Annotated in this window: 10 protein-coding genes, 1 tRNA gene and 1 pseudogene; 5 read left to right on the top strand and 7 right to left on the bottom strand. The window is 67.8% G+C overall.

Annotated features, from left to right (window positions below):
- Positions 1–187: 187 nt before the first annotated feature.
- Complete coding sequence (locus OVA11_RS07900) at positions 188–3301, bottom strand: TonB-dependent receptor (protein WP_268066922.1); 3114 nt, start codon at positions 3299–3301, stop codon at positions 188–190.
- 650 nt (positions 3302–3951) lie between these two features.
- Between OVA11_RS07900 and OVA11_RS07895 the strand changes: the two genes are divergently transcribed.
- From OVA11_RS07895 to OVA11_RS07885, 3 genes are all read left to right on the top strand, one after another.
- Complete coding sequence (locus tag OVA11_RS07895; RefSeq protein ID WP_268066921.1) at positions 3952–4995, top strand: LacI family DNA-binding transcriptional regulator; 1044 nt, start codon at positions 3952–3954, stop codon at positions 4993–4995.
- Between the two features lie 63 nt (positions 4996–5058).
- Entirely contained in the window at positions 5059–7350 is a 2292-nt protein-coding gene (locus OVA11_RS07890; protein ID WP_268066920.1) for a beta-glucosidase family protein, read from the top strand.
- A gap of 168 nt (positions 7351–7518) precedes the next feature.
- Positions 7519–8442, top strand: a complete 924-nt coding sequence (locus OVA11_RS07885; RefSeq protein WP_268066919.1) for a Gfo/Idh/MocA family protein — start codon at positions 7519–7521, stop codon at positions 8440–8442.
- On the opposite strand, the pseudogene OVA11_RS19800 reads toward OVA11_RS07885, so the two are convergent.
- From OVA11_RS19800 to OVA11_RS07860, 4 genes and pseudogenes are all read right to left on the bottom strand, one after another.
- A pseudogene (locus tag OVA11_RS19800) lies at positions 8429–8564 on the bottom strand (NlpC/P60 family protein); the annotation flags it as partial. The gene OVA11_RS07885 and the pseudogene OVA11_RS19800 overlap by 14 nt on opposite strands.
- 3 nt (positions 8565–8567) lie before the next feature.
- A complete protein-coding gene (locus OVA11_RS07875; protein ID WP_268066918.1) occupies positions 8568–10160 on the bottom strand; it encodes a fatty acid--CoA ligase in 1593 nt (530 codons plus the stop codon).
- Between the two features lie 275 nt (positions 10161–10435).
- Positions 10436–11302, bottom strand: coding sequence for a copper resistance protein B (locus OVA11_RS07865; RefSeq protein WP_268066917.1), 867 nt, complete (start codon positions 11300–11302; stop codon positions 10436–10438).
- A complete protein-coding gene (locus OVA11_RS07860; RefSeq protein ID WP_268068924.1) occupies positions 11299–12984 on the bottom strand; it encodes a copper resistance system multicopper oxidase in 1686 nt (561 codons plus the stop codon). Before OVA11_RS07860 ends, OVA11_RS07865 begins: the two co-directional genes overlap by 4 nt.
- A gap of 45 nt (positions 12985–13029) precedes the next feature.
- Here OVA11_RS07860 and ybaK point away from each other — a divergent pair, with 45 nt between their 5' ends.
- Both ybaK and OVA11_RS07850 read left to right on the top strand, forming a co-directional pair.
- A complete protein-coding gene (gene ybaK / locus OVA11_RS07855; RefSeq protein WP_268066916.1) occupies positions 13030–13506 on the top strand; it encodes a Cys-tRNA(Pro) deacylase in 477 nt (158 codons plus the stop codon).
- Between the two features lie 194 nt (positions 13507–13700).
- Positions 13701–13777: transfer RNA gene (locus OVA11_RS07850), tRNA-Met, on the top strand.
- Between the two features lie 28 nt (positions 13778–13805).
- Here OVA11_RS07850 and hutC read toward each other — a convergent pair.
- Positions 13806–14513: a histidine utilization repressor gene (gene hutC / locus OVA11_RS07845; protein ID WP_268066915.1), complete on the bottom strand. Its 708-nt coding sequence runs from the start codon at positions 14511–14513 to the stop codon at positions 13806–13808.
- Positions 14510–15889: a formimidoylglutamate deiminase gene (locus OVA11_RS07840; protein WP_268066914.1), complete on the bottom strand. Its 1380-nt coding sequence runs from the start codon at positions 15887–15889 to the stop codon at positions 14510–14512. The genes hutC and OVA11_RS07840 overlap by 4 nt, the downstream gene beginning before the upstream one ends.
- Positions 15890–15897: the final 8 nt, after the last annotated feature.

Below are 15897 nucleotides of genomic sequence, written 5' to 3'. Positions count from 1 at the left end.
CAGGCTAACGGTTGCCGCCCGAACCGGACAGGCGCCGTCTCCCTAAAAAATTGGCCGCCGTGGAGAACCACGGCGGCCGCAGGAGGTGAGAGGGGGACTTGAGCGTGGCCGCCACGCTCAAGAATGCTCGAGATCGAGCCTGCTGATCCACCTCTGATGTTTCCATCAGAGGCGGACAGGCTCTCGCCTACCAGCGAGCGCGGATACCCAGCGTGTAGCGGGGCTCGAACTCGTTCTGATTGGCGTACTGGGTCTGGCCCTTGGCGAAGCGGAGGTAGTAGTCCTCGATCTCGCCGGTGACGTTCGACCCGTTGAAGTAGACGGTGACGTTGTCGCGAACGTTGTAGCTGACGTTCACGTCCACATAGCCGGTCGCCTTCTGCATGATCGGGATGACCGCGTTGCCGCCGCCGCCCATCGTGCCCGACAGACGGTCGGTCCGGTAGTTGTAGGCCACGCGGGCCTGCAGCTTGTCGTCCTGGTACCAACCCACCAGGTTGAACTGGTGCTTGGAGTTGTCGAAGAACGGGATCTCATTGCCTTCGAGGTCCAGACGGCTCTCGTGGCTGGGCGAGTAGGTGTAGTTGCTGTCCACACCGAAGTTCGAGATCACGCCCATGTCGGGCAGGATGTCGCTGAAGGCGACCTTGGCGCCGACTTCCAGGCCCTTCACCGAACCGCCGTCGCCCTGGACGGGCAGGCTGACATTGACGGTGCGGCGGATGACGCCGTCCTGGTCGGGGAAGCGGCCCGTGGTGGTGCCGCCGGTCACGAAGCTGTCGATCTTCAGCTGGAAGGCCGAGATGTTCAGCATCGAGGCGCGACCGAAGTAGTATTCGATGGCGCCATCGAAGTTGGAGGCCCGCCACGGATCCAGGTTCGGGTTGCCCGAGGCGGCCGCGCCGGTGACGCAGCGAACGTTCGGCAGGGCCGCGCCGCAGTCGGCCGTGAAGATCGACAGACCACCGCCATAGTTGCCCAGATCCAGCGGTTGCATGGTCTTGGCGTAGGCGAAGCGGAACTTCCAGTTGTCGTTGAAGTCGTAGACCGCGTTCAGCGACGGCAGCCAGTCGGTGTACTTGCGCTTGCTGACCGAGTCGCCCGCGTCGGCGTTCGTGTCGCCGTAGTTGCGGGTGTCGCCGGTGAGGTTCTGCTTCACATTGAGCTCGGTCTGGATCACGCGCAGGCCGAAGTCGCCGTGCAGGTTACCGATCTCGAAGTTGGCCGCGCCGTAGGCGCTCTGCTCCTTCATCGTCACGTCATAGGTCTGGCCCGGGACGGTGACGCGGATGGCGCCGCCGAAGACCTTCTTGTGGAAGGCTTCCGCGTCGTCGAAGTCACGCGGATCGATGGCCCAGAAGCCCGGAATGCCCGAGGTGACGCCGCCCAGGTCATCGACCCAGATGGTGTTGTTGTAGGTGGTCAGCTTGGTCGGACGGTTGACGGTATAGCCCTGGAACACCGGCTTGCCGGTGATCGGATCGGGCACGAACTCGCCGGCCTGGCACTGGTTCTGGCTCATGACGACGTCGATGGCCTTCCACTGGGCCTCGCAGCCGCCGGCCGGGATGGCCGAGCCGTTGGCCTGCACGGCGCCGGGAACGCCGCCGTAGAAGCCCGAGAACAGGTGGAATTGCTCGACGCTGACCGAACGGTCGCTCTGGCGAACGCCGGCGTCGATCTTGGTGATGAAGCCCAGGAACTTGTCGTCGAAGCGGTAGTGGCCTTCAGCGCGGAACACGTTCATGTCCGAGCTGACTTCGTTATTGCCTTCGGACGAGAACGCACCGATCGCGTAGCTGTCCTTGTTGGCCATGTAGTCCTTGAGCGACTTGCCCGCACCCAAGCCGCCGGTGATCGGACGGTCGAAGCCGCTCCACACCGGGTGATCGCCGCTGATGTTGTAGTGCAGCTGCGGGTTCTGGCCGTAGCCTTGCGGGTTCGGGTTCAGGTAGCAGCCACCGGCGCTGCCGACGACGGCGTTGCTGCGCTGAGCGGCCGGATACTGGTCGCAGATCGACTTCGGATAGAACGGACCGCGCGTGCGATCGTTAGCGTCCCGGAACAGGGTGAAGCGGTTCGGACCATACTGCCAGTTGGACAGGTCGCCCTGGGCCTGGCCGTTCATGCTGAGACGGTCGCCGCTGGCGCGGATGGCGCGGACTTCCGAGGTGAACGGACCGCCGTTGTCGTACTTCAGTTCGAGGTTGTAGTTCTTCGACTCCGACTTGGTCGTGCGGTTGACCGAGAACGAGTTCACCCACCAGGCGTCGATATCGTACTCGTCGACGGCGGCCCACGGACGGCCGTTGGCCGGGCTGTTGACGCCGGTGTTCTGCGAAACCGTCGGCTTGGTCCAGTTGCCGAACGCGCCGCCGTCCCAGCGGTTGGAGATGTTGATGCCGGCGCCGCGATTGTACTCGTCGAGCTTGGCGTAGAAGCCTTCGGCGATCAGGGTGAAGCCTTCGCCCAGGTCAGCCTGGAACGAGGCGTTGACGCCCAGACGCTTGCGCTCGACCACGCGGTTGAAGCTTTCGAAGCCGTGCGGCGAGACGAAGTTGGTGGCGGCCGAACCGCCCCAGTCGTTGTTGCCCGACAGGCCGACGACGCCCGAGGAGTTGTTGCCGAGATTGGCCTTGCTGCCGGCGGCCGACAGCATCAGGCCGACGCGGTCGTTGCGCCAGTTGAGGACGCCGTTCAGCAGGTAATCGTCTTCCTTGGTGCGCTCGCCGCGCTGGGCTTCGGCCGCGCCCGTCATGGTCAGGCCGTTCTTGAAGTCGAACGGGCGGCGGGTCTTCAGGTCCAGGGTGCCCGAGATGCCCGACAGGGCGTTGCGCGGGTTGGTCGACTTGTAGACCAGCACCTGGTTCATCAGCTGCGAGGGCACGTCCAGCAGGTTCGGCTGGGCCGAGCCCATGTTGCCGGCGCTGAGGTACTGTTCGCCGTTCAGCAAGGTGATGACCTGGGCCAGGCCGCGGATGTTGACCGTCGCGCCTTCACCGGCGTTACGCTGGATCTGCACGCCCGAGATGCGCTGCAGCGAGTCGGCGATGGTGACGTCGGGCAGCTTGCCGATGTCTTCGGCCGAGATCGCGTCGACGATCGCGGCTTCCTTGCGCTTGAGATCAACCGATTTCAGTTGCGAGCCGCGGACGCCGGTGACGACGACCTCCTCGACCTGCGTGTTGTCGGCGGCTTGCTGGGCGAAGGCCCCGCTGGCCAGGGCCAACTGCGACGCGCCGGCGACCAGCGCCAGCGTCAGTCCGCGCTTGAGCACGGATTTCCTTGCTTCCTGTGACAATTGCTCGCTCCCCAGAGTAGATCGTTTTTATTGGCCGCTCGACCGCGCCTCGGGCCGCCGCTCTGTTGACGGCTGACGAGACCCGGCGAGGCGTTTTCTGGTTTGCCCAGCCGCATGTCCTGCGACTGTCCAAATCCCTCGGCGGCCCCGGCGCCCGGACGTCCGATTCCAGCCCCGCGCCTTCACCGAACGCTGGCACAATCCGGAAATGTCCCAACCAAGTCAACAAGAATGTCAACGTTGTCATTTTGCGTCAGCGACAACTTCCGACGCGCTACCCCCCCACAACGACCTTCCCTGTAAGCGATGATAACGCTACCACTAATAGAGCGAAGCCAAGATCGAACACTGTATTTATTAGACTTTTTATATGACGCTAGTAGGCGCTAAATGGCCAGAAACGACGGATCAGCGCACCCCGTCAAACTGCGCTCGCGACGCTCCGCCGAGCCACCCCAGCGCCCTTGGCGGCCCCATAGATGTCCTGCAATTTGTCCCACTTATCATCATTTTTGACCTGCTTTTGTCCTCAAGACATGACACGGTGGACAACATGGACTATGGCTTGAGGCCTTCGCCGCCTTGTGCGCGCCGCCTTTCGCTGGTGGGGTGCGCGCCTTCAAACAGGCGGCGAGCGGGCACGGGGACCTATGACGACGATCAATGACGTGGCCGAGCGGGCGGGCGTCTCGCCCAAGACCGTTTCGCGCGTTCTCAACGATCATGAGAGCGTCAGCGCCAAGACGCGCGATCGCGTCCGCACGGCCATGCAGGACCTCGGCTACCAGCCCAGCGCGGTGGCGCGCAGCCTGCGCTCACAAGGCTCCGGATCGGTCGGCGTGCTGATGGGCGATCCGTCGGGCGGCTACCACACGCGCGTCCATCACGCCCTCCTGGTGGCCTGTGTCGAGACCGGCCGCCACCTGTCGGTCGACCTGTCCGAAGGTCCGATCCCCGGCTGGCAGGACCGCGTCCGCGCCTTCGTCCGCGACGGCGGCATCCGCGAGATGATCCTGCTGCCGCCGGAGTGCGATTTCGGGCCGATGAAGGAGCTGATGCGCGAGCTGGACGTACGCTGCGTGCTGATCACGCCGACGACGCCCGACCCGCAGTTTCCCGCCATCGGCATGGACGACCGCGCCGCCGCGCGCGAGGTCGTCGAGCACCTGTTCTCGCTGGGCCATACCCGGATCGGCCACATCGCCGGCCACCCGGACCACGCCGCCAGCACCCACCGTCGCAACGGCTTCTTCGAGGCCTATGCCGCGCGCGGCCTGCCCCGCCCCGCGCCCGAGCTGATCGTGCAGGGCGAGTTCACCTTCAAGACCGGGCTCGAAGCGGCCAAGGCGCTGCTGGACATCGACAACCCGCCGACGTCGATCTTCGCGGCCAATGACGACATGGCGGCGGCGACCTGCATGGAAGCCCAGCGACGCGGCCTGCGCATCCCCGACGACCTGTCGGTGGTCGGCTTCGACGACGCGCCGATCGCCGGGGTGATCTGGCCCAGCCTGACCACCATCCGCCAGCCCTTCGACCAGATGGCTCTGCGCGCCATGCAGACCTTCGCGGCGTGGAACGCCAATGAGGGCGCGGGCAAGACCAACACCCCCTTCCTCGCGCAGCACAGTCTGGTGGTGCGCGAGTCCACCGGTCCGGTCCGGACCGACGCGCCGCCCCGGCGCAAGACCTGATCCCCGCCCCGCCGCGGCCCGAACGCCGCGCGGGGCCTCTAAGAAGAACACCACGGAGGAAACATGATTTCGACGACCTTGCGGAGCCTCTCGCTGGCCCTGCTGATCAGCGCCTCGGCCTCGGCGCTGAGCGTCGTCCCCGCCCTGGCCGAGGCCGCCCTAGCCAACGCCGGAAAGCCGGCCGCCGCGCCTGCGCATCCGTGGATGGACAAGAGCCTGGACGCCGACAAGCGCGCGGACCTCGTGCTCAAGGCCATGACCAACGATGAGAAGTTCACGCTGATCTTCGGCTACTTCGGCGCCGACATGAAGCCGAAGTACACCCGCATCCCTGAGTCCCTGCCGGGCTCGGCGGGCTATGTCGCGGGCGTGCCGCGCCTGGGCATTCCGGCCCAGTTCCAGACCGACGCCGGCGTCGGCGTGGCCACCCAGGGCAGCGCCAAGGAATTCCGTGAGCGCACCGCCCTGCCCTCGGGCATGGCCACCACCGCGACCTGGAACCCCGAGCTGGCCTTCAAGGGCGGCGCGATGATCGGCAAGGAAGCCCGCGACTCCGGCTTCAACGTGCAACTCGCCGGCGGCGTGAACCTGGTCCGCGAGCCGCGCAACGGCCGCAACTTCGAATATGGCGGCGAAGACCCCCTGCTGGCCGGCGTCATGGTCGCCGCGCAGATCCGGGGCATCCAGTCCAACAACATCATCTCGACCATCAAGCACTATGCGCTGAACGCCCAGGAGACCGGGCGCTTCGTGGTCAGTTCCAACATCGACGACACCGCCGCGCGGATGTCCGACCTGCTGGCGTTCCAGTTCGCGATCGAGCAGTCCGACCCGCACTCGGTGATGTGCGCCTATAACCGCGTCAATTCGGTCTATGCCTGCGAGAGCGACTGGCTGCTCAACACGGTCCTGAAGAAGGACTGGGGCTACAAGGGCTATGTCATGTCCGACTGGGGCGCAGCCCACTCGTCGGCCAAGGCGGCCAACGCCGGCCTTGACCAGGAGTCGGCGGGCGACGCCTTCGACAAGCAGCCCTTCTTCGCCGCCCCGCTGAAAGCCGATCTCGCCTCGGGCGCCGTCAGCCAGGCCCGCATCGACGACATGGCCCGCCGCGTCCTGCGCGCGATGTTCGCCAGCGGCGTGGTCGATCATCCGCTGACGGGCGCGCCGATGGCCCTGCCGGCCGAGACCCTGGCCGCCCACGCCAAGATCACCCAGGCCGACGCCGAGGAGGGCATCGTCCTCCTGAAGAACGACGGCGGCCTGCTGCCCCTGGCCAAGACCGCCAAGACCATCGCCGTGATCGGCGCCTACGCCGATGTGGGCGTGCTGTCGGGCGGCGGCTCCTCGCAGGTCTATCCCGTCGGCGGCCGCGCCGTGCAGGGCCTGGAACCCAAGACCTGGCCGGGCCCGGTGATCTACTATCCCTCGTCGCCGCTGAAGGCGATCGCCGCCCGCTATCCCGGCGCCAAGGTCGTCTATGACGACGGGACCGATCCGGCCCGCGCCGCCAAGCTGGCTGCGGCCAGTGATCTTGCCCTGGTCTTCGCCGACCAGTGGACCACCGAGTCCGTCGACGTCGAGACCCTGAACCTGCCCAAGAACCAGGACGCGACGATCGACGCCGTGGCCTCGGCCAACAAGAAGACCGTCGTGGTGCTGCTGACCGGCGGCCCGGTCCTGATGCCGTGGCTCGACAAGGTCGGGGCCGTGGTCGAGGCCTGGTTCCCCGGCACGGCCGGCGGCGAGGCCATCGCCCGCGTGCTGACCGGTGAGGTCGACGCCTCGGGCCGCCTGCCGGTGACCTTCCCCAAGAGCGTCGCCGAACTGCCCCGTCCCAAGCTGGACGGTCTGGGGAAGCCCGACGGCGAGATGTTCGACGTCGACTACACGCTGGAAGGCGCCGCCGTCGGCTACAAGTGGTACGACCTGAAGAAGATCGAGCCGCTGTTCGCCTTCGGGCACGGCCTGTCCTACACCCAGTTCGCCTATTCGAACCTCACGGCCAGCGCCGCCGGCGACAAGGTCACGGTCAGCTTCGACGTCAAGAACGTCGGCCAGCGTCCCGGCAAGGACGTGCCGCAGGTCTATGTCGGCCCCAAGGCCGGTGGCTGGGAGGCGCCCAAGCGCCTGGCCGGCTTCCAGAAGGTTTCCCTCGCCCCCGGCGCCAGCCAGCGCGTGACCGTCACGGTCGATCCGCGCCTGCTGGCCGTCTGGGACAGCAAGGCGCACGGCTGGTCGATCGCGGCCGGCCAGTACGACATCGCCCTGGGCGCTTCGTCCCGGGCTATCACCTCCACCGCCCAGGTCACACTGGCGGCTCGGAGCCTGCCGGTTTCCCCGGCGGCGAAGTAGTGAGCGTCCGGTAGGCGGCTGCACGCCTCCCGCCGTTCCCTGCGTCTCTTCCCCCTAAAGGAGCGTCGCCACCCGCGACGCTCCCTTTTTTGACCGTCGGTTTGCCTCGCGCCATTCATCGCATAATTAGGGCCACCGCCCTATCGCGGCGAAGGGGAGACAAGCAGCGTGATCCGCATTGGCCTCGTGGGCCTGGGCAAGATCGCCCATGACCAGCATCTTCCCGCCCTCGCCGGGGATCCGCGCTTTAGCCTCGTCGCGGCCGCCAGCCACGGCCGTCCGGCTCATGGCGATCTTCCGGTCTTTCACGACCTTGATGAGCTTCTGGCCCAAGGCCCGGCGATCGACGCGGTGGCGCTGTGCACCCCGCCGCAGGTGCGGCGCGAGACGGCGCTGACGGCCCTGCGCGCAGGCAAGCACGTGTTTCTCGAGAAGCCGCCGGGCGTGACGGTGGGCGAGGTCAACGAACTGGCCGCCGTGGCGCGCGACCAGGGCGTCGTCCTGTTCACCAGCTGGCATTCGCGCTTCGCCGCTGGGGTTCCCAAGGCCAAGGCCTGGCTGGCGGAACGCAAACTCCAGAAGCTGGCCATCGAATGGCGCGAGGACGTCCGCCGCTGGCATCCGGGGCAGGCCTGGATCTGGCAGGCCGGCGGCATGGGCGTCTTCGATCCGGCCATCAACGCCCTGTCGATCCTGACCGAGATCATGCCCGAAGAGGTGTTCGTCACCGGCGCGACGCTGCAGGTGCCCGGGAACGTCCAGGCGCCGATCGCCGGCCATGTCGACATGACCACCCTGAGCGGCGTGCCGATCACCGCCGATCTCGATTTCCTGCAGACCGGTCCGCAAACCTGGGACATCACCGCCTGGACCGACGACGGCGTGCTGAAGCTGTCGCTGGGCGGGGCCGAGCTGACGATCAACGGGGCGGCCGTCGAGGTCGGCGAGGATCGCGAGTATCCCGGCCTCTACGACCGCTTCGCGACCCTGATCGCCGAGGGGCGTTCGGAGGTGGACGTTCGCCCATTGGCGCTGGTGGCCGATGCGTTCCTGGTCGGGGATCGGGAGAGCGTCGAGGCGTTTGTGGAGTGAAATGATCCTCCCCCCAGCGGGGGAGGTGTCGGCCCGCAGGGACGACGGAGGGGGAAGAGGCAGGTCCAAACAACTTCCCCCTCCGGCGCTTCGCGCCACCTCCCCCGCTGGGGGGAGGATTTCCTCTAGTTCACCTGCCGCTCACGCCCCTCCCAATACGGCGCGCGCAACTCCCGCCGCAGGATCTTCCCCGACGCATTCCGCGGCAGGGCCGGGATGAAGTCCACGCTCTTGGGCGCCTTGAAGTGGGCGATGCGGGTGCGGGCGAAGGCGATGATGTCGTCGGCGTCGGGCGTCACGCCGGGCTTGGGCGCGACCACCGCCTTGACCGCCTCGCCCCACTTGTCGTCGGGCACGCCGATCACCGCCACCTCGGCCACGTGCGGGTGGCCATAGACCGCGCTCTCGACCTCGGCGGGATAGATGTTCTCGCCGCCCGAGATGATCATGTCCTTCACCCGGTCGTGGATGAACAGATAGCCGTCCTCGTCCAGATAGCCCGCGTCGCCGGTGCGCAGCCAGCCGTCGGCGTCCATGGTCTTGGCCGTGGCCTCGTCTAGCTTCCAGTAGCCGGCCATGTTGGCGCTGGACCGCACGGCGACCTCGCCCACCGTGTTGGGCGGCAGGCTCTTGCCGGCCTCGTCGATGATCTTCAGCTCCACGCCGGGCATGGGCAAGCCCGCGGCGCGCATGCGCTTGTTGCCGGCCGGATCGTGATCCTCGGGCGGCAGATAGACCACCGTACCGGTCGTCTCGGTCATGCCGTACTGCTGGACAAAGCCGCAGCCGAACACCTCCATGCACTCGCGCAGCAAATCCAACGGAATGGGCGCCGCGCCATAGAGGATGTGGGTCAGGCGCGAATAGTCGACCTCGCGCGCCCTTGGCAGCCGCACCACGATCTGCAGCGCCGCCGGCACCATGAACATCTTCGAGATGTGATCCTTCTCGATGAAGTCCAGAACCTTGGTCGGGTCGAACTCGCGGGCGACCACGCCCTTGGCGCCGTTGATCAGGCCCACCAGGCCCCAGCCGGTGCCGCCGATATGGGCCACCGGCATGGCCACCAGGCTGACGTCGCTGGGGCCCCACTGGTTCCACTCCAGCGGGTTCTTGGCCGCTTCGCGCCGCATGCCCAGGAGGTTGTGATGGGTCAGCATCGCGCCCTTGGGCCGCCCCGTGGTGCCCGAGGTATAGAGCTGGATGGCGATGTCCGAGATCTGGATCGGCTTGTGCGGATCGACATCGCTGGCCGCGTCGCGCCAGCCCTCGAAGGTTTGATAGTCGTCGGCGCCCTCGGGCTCCATGGCGATCACCACCGGACGATGGGTCAGCTCGGCGGCGACCGCGTCGACATGGCCGATCAGCTCGCGGCCGACAAAGACCAGCTTGGCCTCACTGTCACCGACGATATAGGCGATCTCCGGCGCGGCCAGGCGCCAGCCGATGGGCGTGGTGACGACGCCAGCCTTAGCCGCGCCAAGCAGGAGCTCGAAATAGTGGTCGCTGTTCTTGCCGACATAGGCGATGCGGTCGCCGGTCGACAGGCCCGCCGCGATCAAGGCGTTGGCCACCTGATTGGTGTGGCGGTCCAGCTGGGCGAAGGTCGTCTCGCGCCCCTCGAAGCTGAAGGCCACTGCCTCGGGCCGCGCCTCGGCGTGATAGCGCGGCACGTCGCCCAGGGTGTTCATGCGGTCGAAGTCGATCGCGTCGGACATCCAGCCTGTCTCCCTCGTTCGCCGGCTCTGCGTCCGGTCAAACAGATGTTGGGACAGGTTTACCCTGGCGGCAAGCTATCCTTTACGGGAGGGCAAACTCTCACGACGGTGCGTCGTCCTTGCCGCCTTAAAGCATGTCATCCCGGCCGCAGCGCAGCGGAGAGCCGGGACCCAGGACCACTGCACTGCGCTTGGCCCCTGGGTCCCGGATAAGCCCTCCGGGCTTTCCGGGATGACACCCAAGATAATGCGCATCGCCGGACGAGTCTGGCCGCCTACCGCCAGGCGCTGACGCCGATCACCACCGCCGTCGCCCCGGCGCGCTCGCCCACCTCGCGGGCCGGGCCGAACGCCCGCTCGCGCACCACGCCGACATAGGGCGCGAATTCGCGCTTGATCTCGTAGCGCAGGCGCAAGCCGCCCTCGAGCCGCCCTGCCCCCGCCTCGGCCACATCGGCCTCCAGGCGCGGTTGCAGGATCAGCCTCTGGGTCAGGCGCAGGTCATAGGCGGCCTCGGCCCTGGCCGAGACGTCGCCGCGATCCGAGACATAGGCCGCGCCGTGCAGTTCGAACCAGTAGGGCGCGAGTCCCTCGAAGCCGACGGCGGCGTAACTGCGCCCCTTCGGCGCGAGGTCGTAGCGCACCCCCGCCTGCAGGTCGAAATAGGGACCGATCGGCCAGGCCTTCAGGCCCTCCAACTCGGCCTTCTCCCAGCCGTGCCGATCGACACGCTCACCGCGCGCCTTGACCACCCACTTGCTGGCGTCAGTCCCCCACCAGGCCTGGCCTTCGAAGGCCTGGGCGTCGTCGCCGTTGCGGAACCGATGTTCCAGAACCTCGGCGCGCACCACCCAGGCGGTCCCGCCGCCATGCTCCTTCATCAGCTGGGCGCGGGCGGCGGCCATCACCGCCGGGCTGTAGAAGCGCTCGGCGGCGTGGTCGGTGGGAATGGGCGGCGGCGCGGCCGTGGCGCCTGACGCCGCAGGCGCAGCGTGATGCATGTCATGTCCGGCGTGAGGGTCGGCCGGAGTCGCCTGTGGCATGCGGTGACCCGCGTGCGGGTCCGCCGCCTTGGGCGCAGGCGCAGCGACGGCCACGGCCGGGGCGGGGTGATGATGCTCGTGCTGCAGGTCGACAATCACGCGGCGGCTCCATCCAGAGGCCGCACGGTGACGACGTTGAACATCCCCGCATGCATGTGCAGCAGCAGATGGCAGTGGAACGCCCAGTCGCCGGGCTCGTCGGCCGTCAGGTCGAAGGCGACCTTGCCGCCCGGCGCGACATTGACCGTGTGCTTCAAGGGCTGGCGTTCCTGACCGTTGACCAGCTCGAAGAAGTGGCCGTGCAGGTGGATCGGGTGGGCCATCATGGTGTCGTTGATCAGCACCACGCGCGCGCGCTCGTCCCGTTGGAAGGCGATCGGTGTCTTGATCGGTCCGAACGCCTCGCCGTCGAACGCCCACATGAAGCGCTCCATATTGCCGGTCAGGTGGATCTCGATCGTCCGGCCCGGCGCTCTGGGATCCTTGGGCGGATAGAGGCTGGCCAGGTCCGCATAGGTCAGCACGCGGTGACCGGCGTCCTCCAGGCCCTGCGGCGGCTCGGCCATGCGGTCCATCGGCATCGGCGAGATGGTCTGCACGCCCGGCGTCAGCGGCACGTTCGGGGCGTTGGACTGGGCCCGCATCGACATGTCCATGCCCGGCATGTCCATGCCGTGATGCATGTTCCCCATGCCCATGTCCTTCATGTTGGCCACCGGACGCCGGCGCAGCGGCGGAACGACGGCGGTCATGCCCAGGCGCGGCGCCAGGGTCCCGCGCGCCATGCCCGACCGGTCCGAGGCCTCGGCCACCAGGGTGAAGGCCTTGTCTTCGGTCGGCCGCACAATGACGTCGAAGGTCTCGGCGGGGGCGATCTGGAACTCGTCCACCGCCACCGGCGACACCAGCTGGCCGTCGGTTCCCACCACCTCCAGCGACAGGCCCGGAATGCGGACGTTGAAGATGGTCATGGCCCCGGCGTTGATGAAGCGCAGCCGCACCCGCTCGCCGGGGGCGAACAGCCCGGTCCAGTTGTCGACCGGCCCGTGGCCGTTCATCAGGTAGGTGTAGATCGAGCCCGTCACGTCGGCGATGTCGGTGGGGTCCATCCGCAACTTGCCCCACTCCAGCCGGTCCTTCAGCGACTGGTCCTGGCCCTTGAGCAGTCCGCCCACGGTCTGCTTTTGCCTGTTGAAGTGGCCGGGGCTGACCTTCAGCTTCCGGAACAGCTCGTGCGGATGCAGGAAGCTCCAGTCCGACAGCACGACCACATGCTCGCGGTCATAGGCGATCGGGTCCTCGCCGGCCGGGTCGATGATCATCGGCCCATAGTGGCCCATCTGCTCCTGCAGGCCCGAATGGCTGTGCCACCAGTAGGTGCCCGACTGGCGGATCGGGAATTCATAGGTGAAGGTCTCGCCCGGCTTGATGCCGGGGAAGCTGACGCCCGGCACGCCGTCCATCTGGAACGGCACCAAGAGGCCATGCCAGTGGATCGAGGTGTCCTCGTCCAGGGTGTTGGTGACGGACAGGCGAACGTTCTGGCCTTCCTTCAGCCGGATCAGCGGCCCGGGAATGGCGCCGTTGACGGTCACGGCATGGCCGGCCTTGCCGTCGATCTTCGCCATCGTGTGGCCGACCGTCAGCTTGATCTCCTCGCCCGACAAGGCGGGCGGAGACCGCTGCGCACCGGCGGCCGTCGCCCAGCCCGGAAGCAGCCCCGCCGCGCCCAAGGACAGGGCGCCTTGCAGCAAAGTACGTCGATCAAAAGCCGTCATCAGCGATCCGTATTCCAACACCGACACCAGTTGAGTATCACGTGGTCCATGTCCAGGAGCACCCCCGCCACAATCGCCCTGACCAAGGCCGGCGTCGTCTTCGATCTCTATACCTACGACTACGACCCCGGATCAGAGCGCGTCGGCCTGCAGGCCGCCGAGGCCCTGGGCGAAGACCCGCGCCGGGTGCTCAAGACCCTGATCGTCATGCTCGACGGCAAGCCCGCCTGCGCCATCCTGCCCTCGGACCAGGAGGTCAGCATGAAGAAGCTGGCCGCCGCCCTGAAAGGCAAGTCCGCCGCCATGGCCCCCGTGCCCGACGCCGAGCGGATCACCGGCTACAAGGTCGGCGGCGTCAGCCCCTTCGGTCAGAAGAAGCGGCTACCCACGGTGCTGGAATCGGCCGCGCTGTCGGAGCCCTACGTCTTCATCAACGGCGGCCAGCGGGGCCTGCAGGTCAGGCTCGCGCCGGCCGACGCGGTGAAGGCTTTGGGGGCGGTGACGGCCGCGATCGTGGCGGAATAGCGCAGGCGCACGCCTTTCGTCCGCCGGATACCAGCAAGACGCAGAAAACGTAAAACCCACGTCATCCTGGCCGCAGCGCGAAGCGCGTAGAGCCGGGATGACACGCCAGAGAAGCCGACGATTGTCATGGAAGGCCAAGCGCAGGCGCTTGAAATCCTGCCCGCTCTTCGCCTATAAGCCGCGCCTCCTGGTCTGGCTGGGTAGCTCAGATGGTTAGAGCGGTGGATTCATAACCCACAGGTCGGCGGTTCGATCCCGCCCCCCGCCACCAGGACCGACATCCGAACAATCTGCGCCGCTCACGCCCCTGGCCCGAACCGCGCCACTAGGTCGTAGGCCTCACCCGGGAACACCTGCCGGACGCGCGTCACATGCTGGCCCTCGCGCCAGGTGCGGCGATCGACGACGAGGCAGGCCGCGCCCTCGTCGAGCGCCAGCAGCCGGGCGTCCTCAGCCTCGGCGTTGACCGCGCTGATGCGGCTCTCGGCCTCGGTCCAGGCCACGTGCTCCAGGAGCCAGGCGCCGGGGGGATGGGTTTCGAAGTCAGCGGTGGCGATCTCGGGAACCGCCTTCAGCGAGACCAGGCGGCGCTCCAGGGCGAAGGGGCGGCCGCCCGCGTCATGCACCCCGTCCAGCGCCAGCAGCTTACCGCCCGCCGCCAGCGCGACCTCCTCGGGGCTGTCGCGGTCCGGCGCCCGGACCGTTCGCGACAAGAGGCGAAAGGCGTAGGTCTCACCGCGCGCGATGATCTCGGACTGGATGTCGGGGATGTTGAGCACCGGCGCATGGACCTTGGGCCTGGCCACGAACGAGCCGGCGCGCTTGCGGCGCACGATCAGACCGGCATCGACCAATGCGATCATCGCCTTGTTCACGGTCATCCGCGAGCAGCCGTAAGACCCCAGCAGCTCGGCCTCGGTCGGGGCGCGATGGCCCGGCGCCCATTCGCCGGAGCGGATGCGGGCCTCGATGTCGGCGCGGATGCGCTGGTGCAGCGGCCCCGTCACGCCAGCAGGGCCTTCAGGGTCTCGACATAGCGGGCGGTGATCGCCTCGCGGGCGCGGTGGCGGCCGCCGGAGACCAGCTGCTTGCCGTGCCGCCAGACGGTGTCGATCCCGCCGCCGGCGAAGACCAGACTGTCGATCAGGGTGTCGCCCGTGCGGCCGACCAGGTTGGGGTGGTTCGGATCGAGGGTGACGAAGTCGGCCGGCGCGCCGCGCCGCAGCTTACCGCGCCCCGCCCCAAGGGCCCGGGCGCCCCCGAGAGCCGCAGCGCGCCAGAGGTCGCCGCCCGTGGCGCGGCGCGGGCCGCCGGCCAGCACATTGCGCGCCCGTCGGGTCAGGCGCTGGGCGTATTCCAAGGTCCGAAGCTCCTGGGCGGCGTCGATCACGATGTTGGAGTCCGTGCCGATTCCGAAGCTTCCGCCAGCGGCCAGATAGTCCGGGGTCGGGAAGATCCCATCGCCCAGATTGGCCTCCGTCACCGGGCAAAGGCCCGCCACCGCGCCGCTCTTGGCCAGACGCTCAGTCTCGGTGGCGTTGATGTGGGTGGCGTGGATCAGGCACCAGCGCTGGTCGACCTCGGTATGGTTCATCAGCCAGCGCACCGGGCGCTGGCCGGTGGCGGCCAGGCAGTCGTCAACCTCTTTCGTCTGCTCGGCCACATGCATGTGGACCGGGCTGCTGGCGGCCAGCGGCAGGATGGCGTCCAGCTCCTCGCCCGTCACCGCGCGCAGGCTGTGCGGCGCGATCCCGACCACCGCCTCGGGCAGGCCCGCGACGATGCCCCGGCAAGCCTCGACCAGTCGCGCGAAGCCATCGACGTCATGAATGAACCGCTTCTGGCCGTCGGTCGGCGGCAGGCCGCCGAAATTGCTGTGGGCGTAGAACACCGGCAGCAGGGTCAGGCCGATCCCGGTCTCTTCCGCCGCCGCCGCCATGCGCGCGGCCATCTCGGCCGGATTGTCGTAGAAGCCGCCATCCGGCGCGTGGTGCAGATAGTGGAACTCGCCCACGCGGGTAAAGCCGCCCTCCAGCATCTCGACCTGGCCCATGGCGGCGATGGCCTGGGCCATGTCGGGGTCGAGCCGCGCCAGGAAGCGGTACATCACCTCGCGCCAGGTCCAGAAGTTGTCGCCCGTCTCGCCGCGCGTCTCGGCCAGGCCCGCCATGGCGCGCTGGAAGGCGTGGCTGTGGACGTTGCCGAGGCCCGGCAGAGCGGGACCCAGGCGCAGGGCGTCGCCGGCCGGGGCGTCGGTGTCGATCCGAGCGATGCGGCCATCGGCGATCGTGAACTTCACGCCCCGGGCCCAGCCGTCCGCCAGCAGCGCGCTGTCGCACCAGACCACGGTCGAAACGGACTCGGGAATTTGCGTGTCAGTCACTGGACAAG

It is taken from the genome of Caulobacter sp. SL161 (assembly GCF_026672375.1).
Classification (GTDB): Bacteria; Pseudomonadota; Alphaproteobacteria; order Caulobacterales; family Caulobacteraceae; genus Caulobacter.
The sequence above is the reverse complement of the archived record's forward strand: the minus strand, read 5'-3'. Positions and strand labels throughout refer to the sequence as shown.

Coding starts and splice junctions, on each gene's coding strand:
- OVA11_RS07895 (WP_268066921.1), top strand. CDS start 3,952: ATGACGACGATCAATGACGTGGCCGAGCGGGCGGGCGTCTCGCCCAAG.
- OVA11_RS07890 (WP_268066920.1), top strand. CDS start 5,059: ATGATTTCGACGACCTTGCGGAGCCTCTCGCTGGCCCTGCTGATCAGC.
- OVA11_RS07875 (WP_268066918.1), bottom strand. CDS start 10,160: ATGTCCGACGCGATCGACTTCGACCGCATGAACACCCTGGGCGACGTG.
- ybaK (WP_268066916.1), top strand. CDS start 13,030: ATGTCCAGGAGCACCCCCGCCACAATCGCCCTGACCAAGGCCGGCGTC.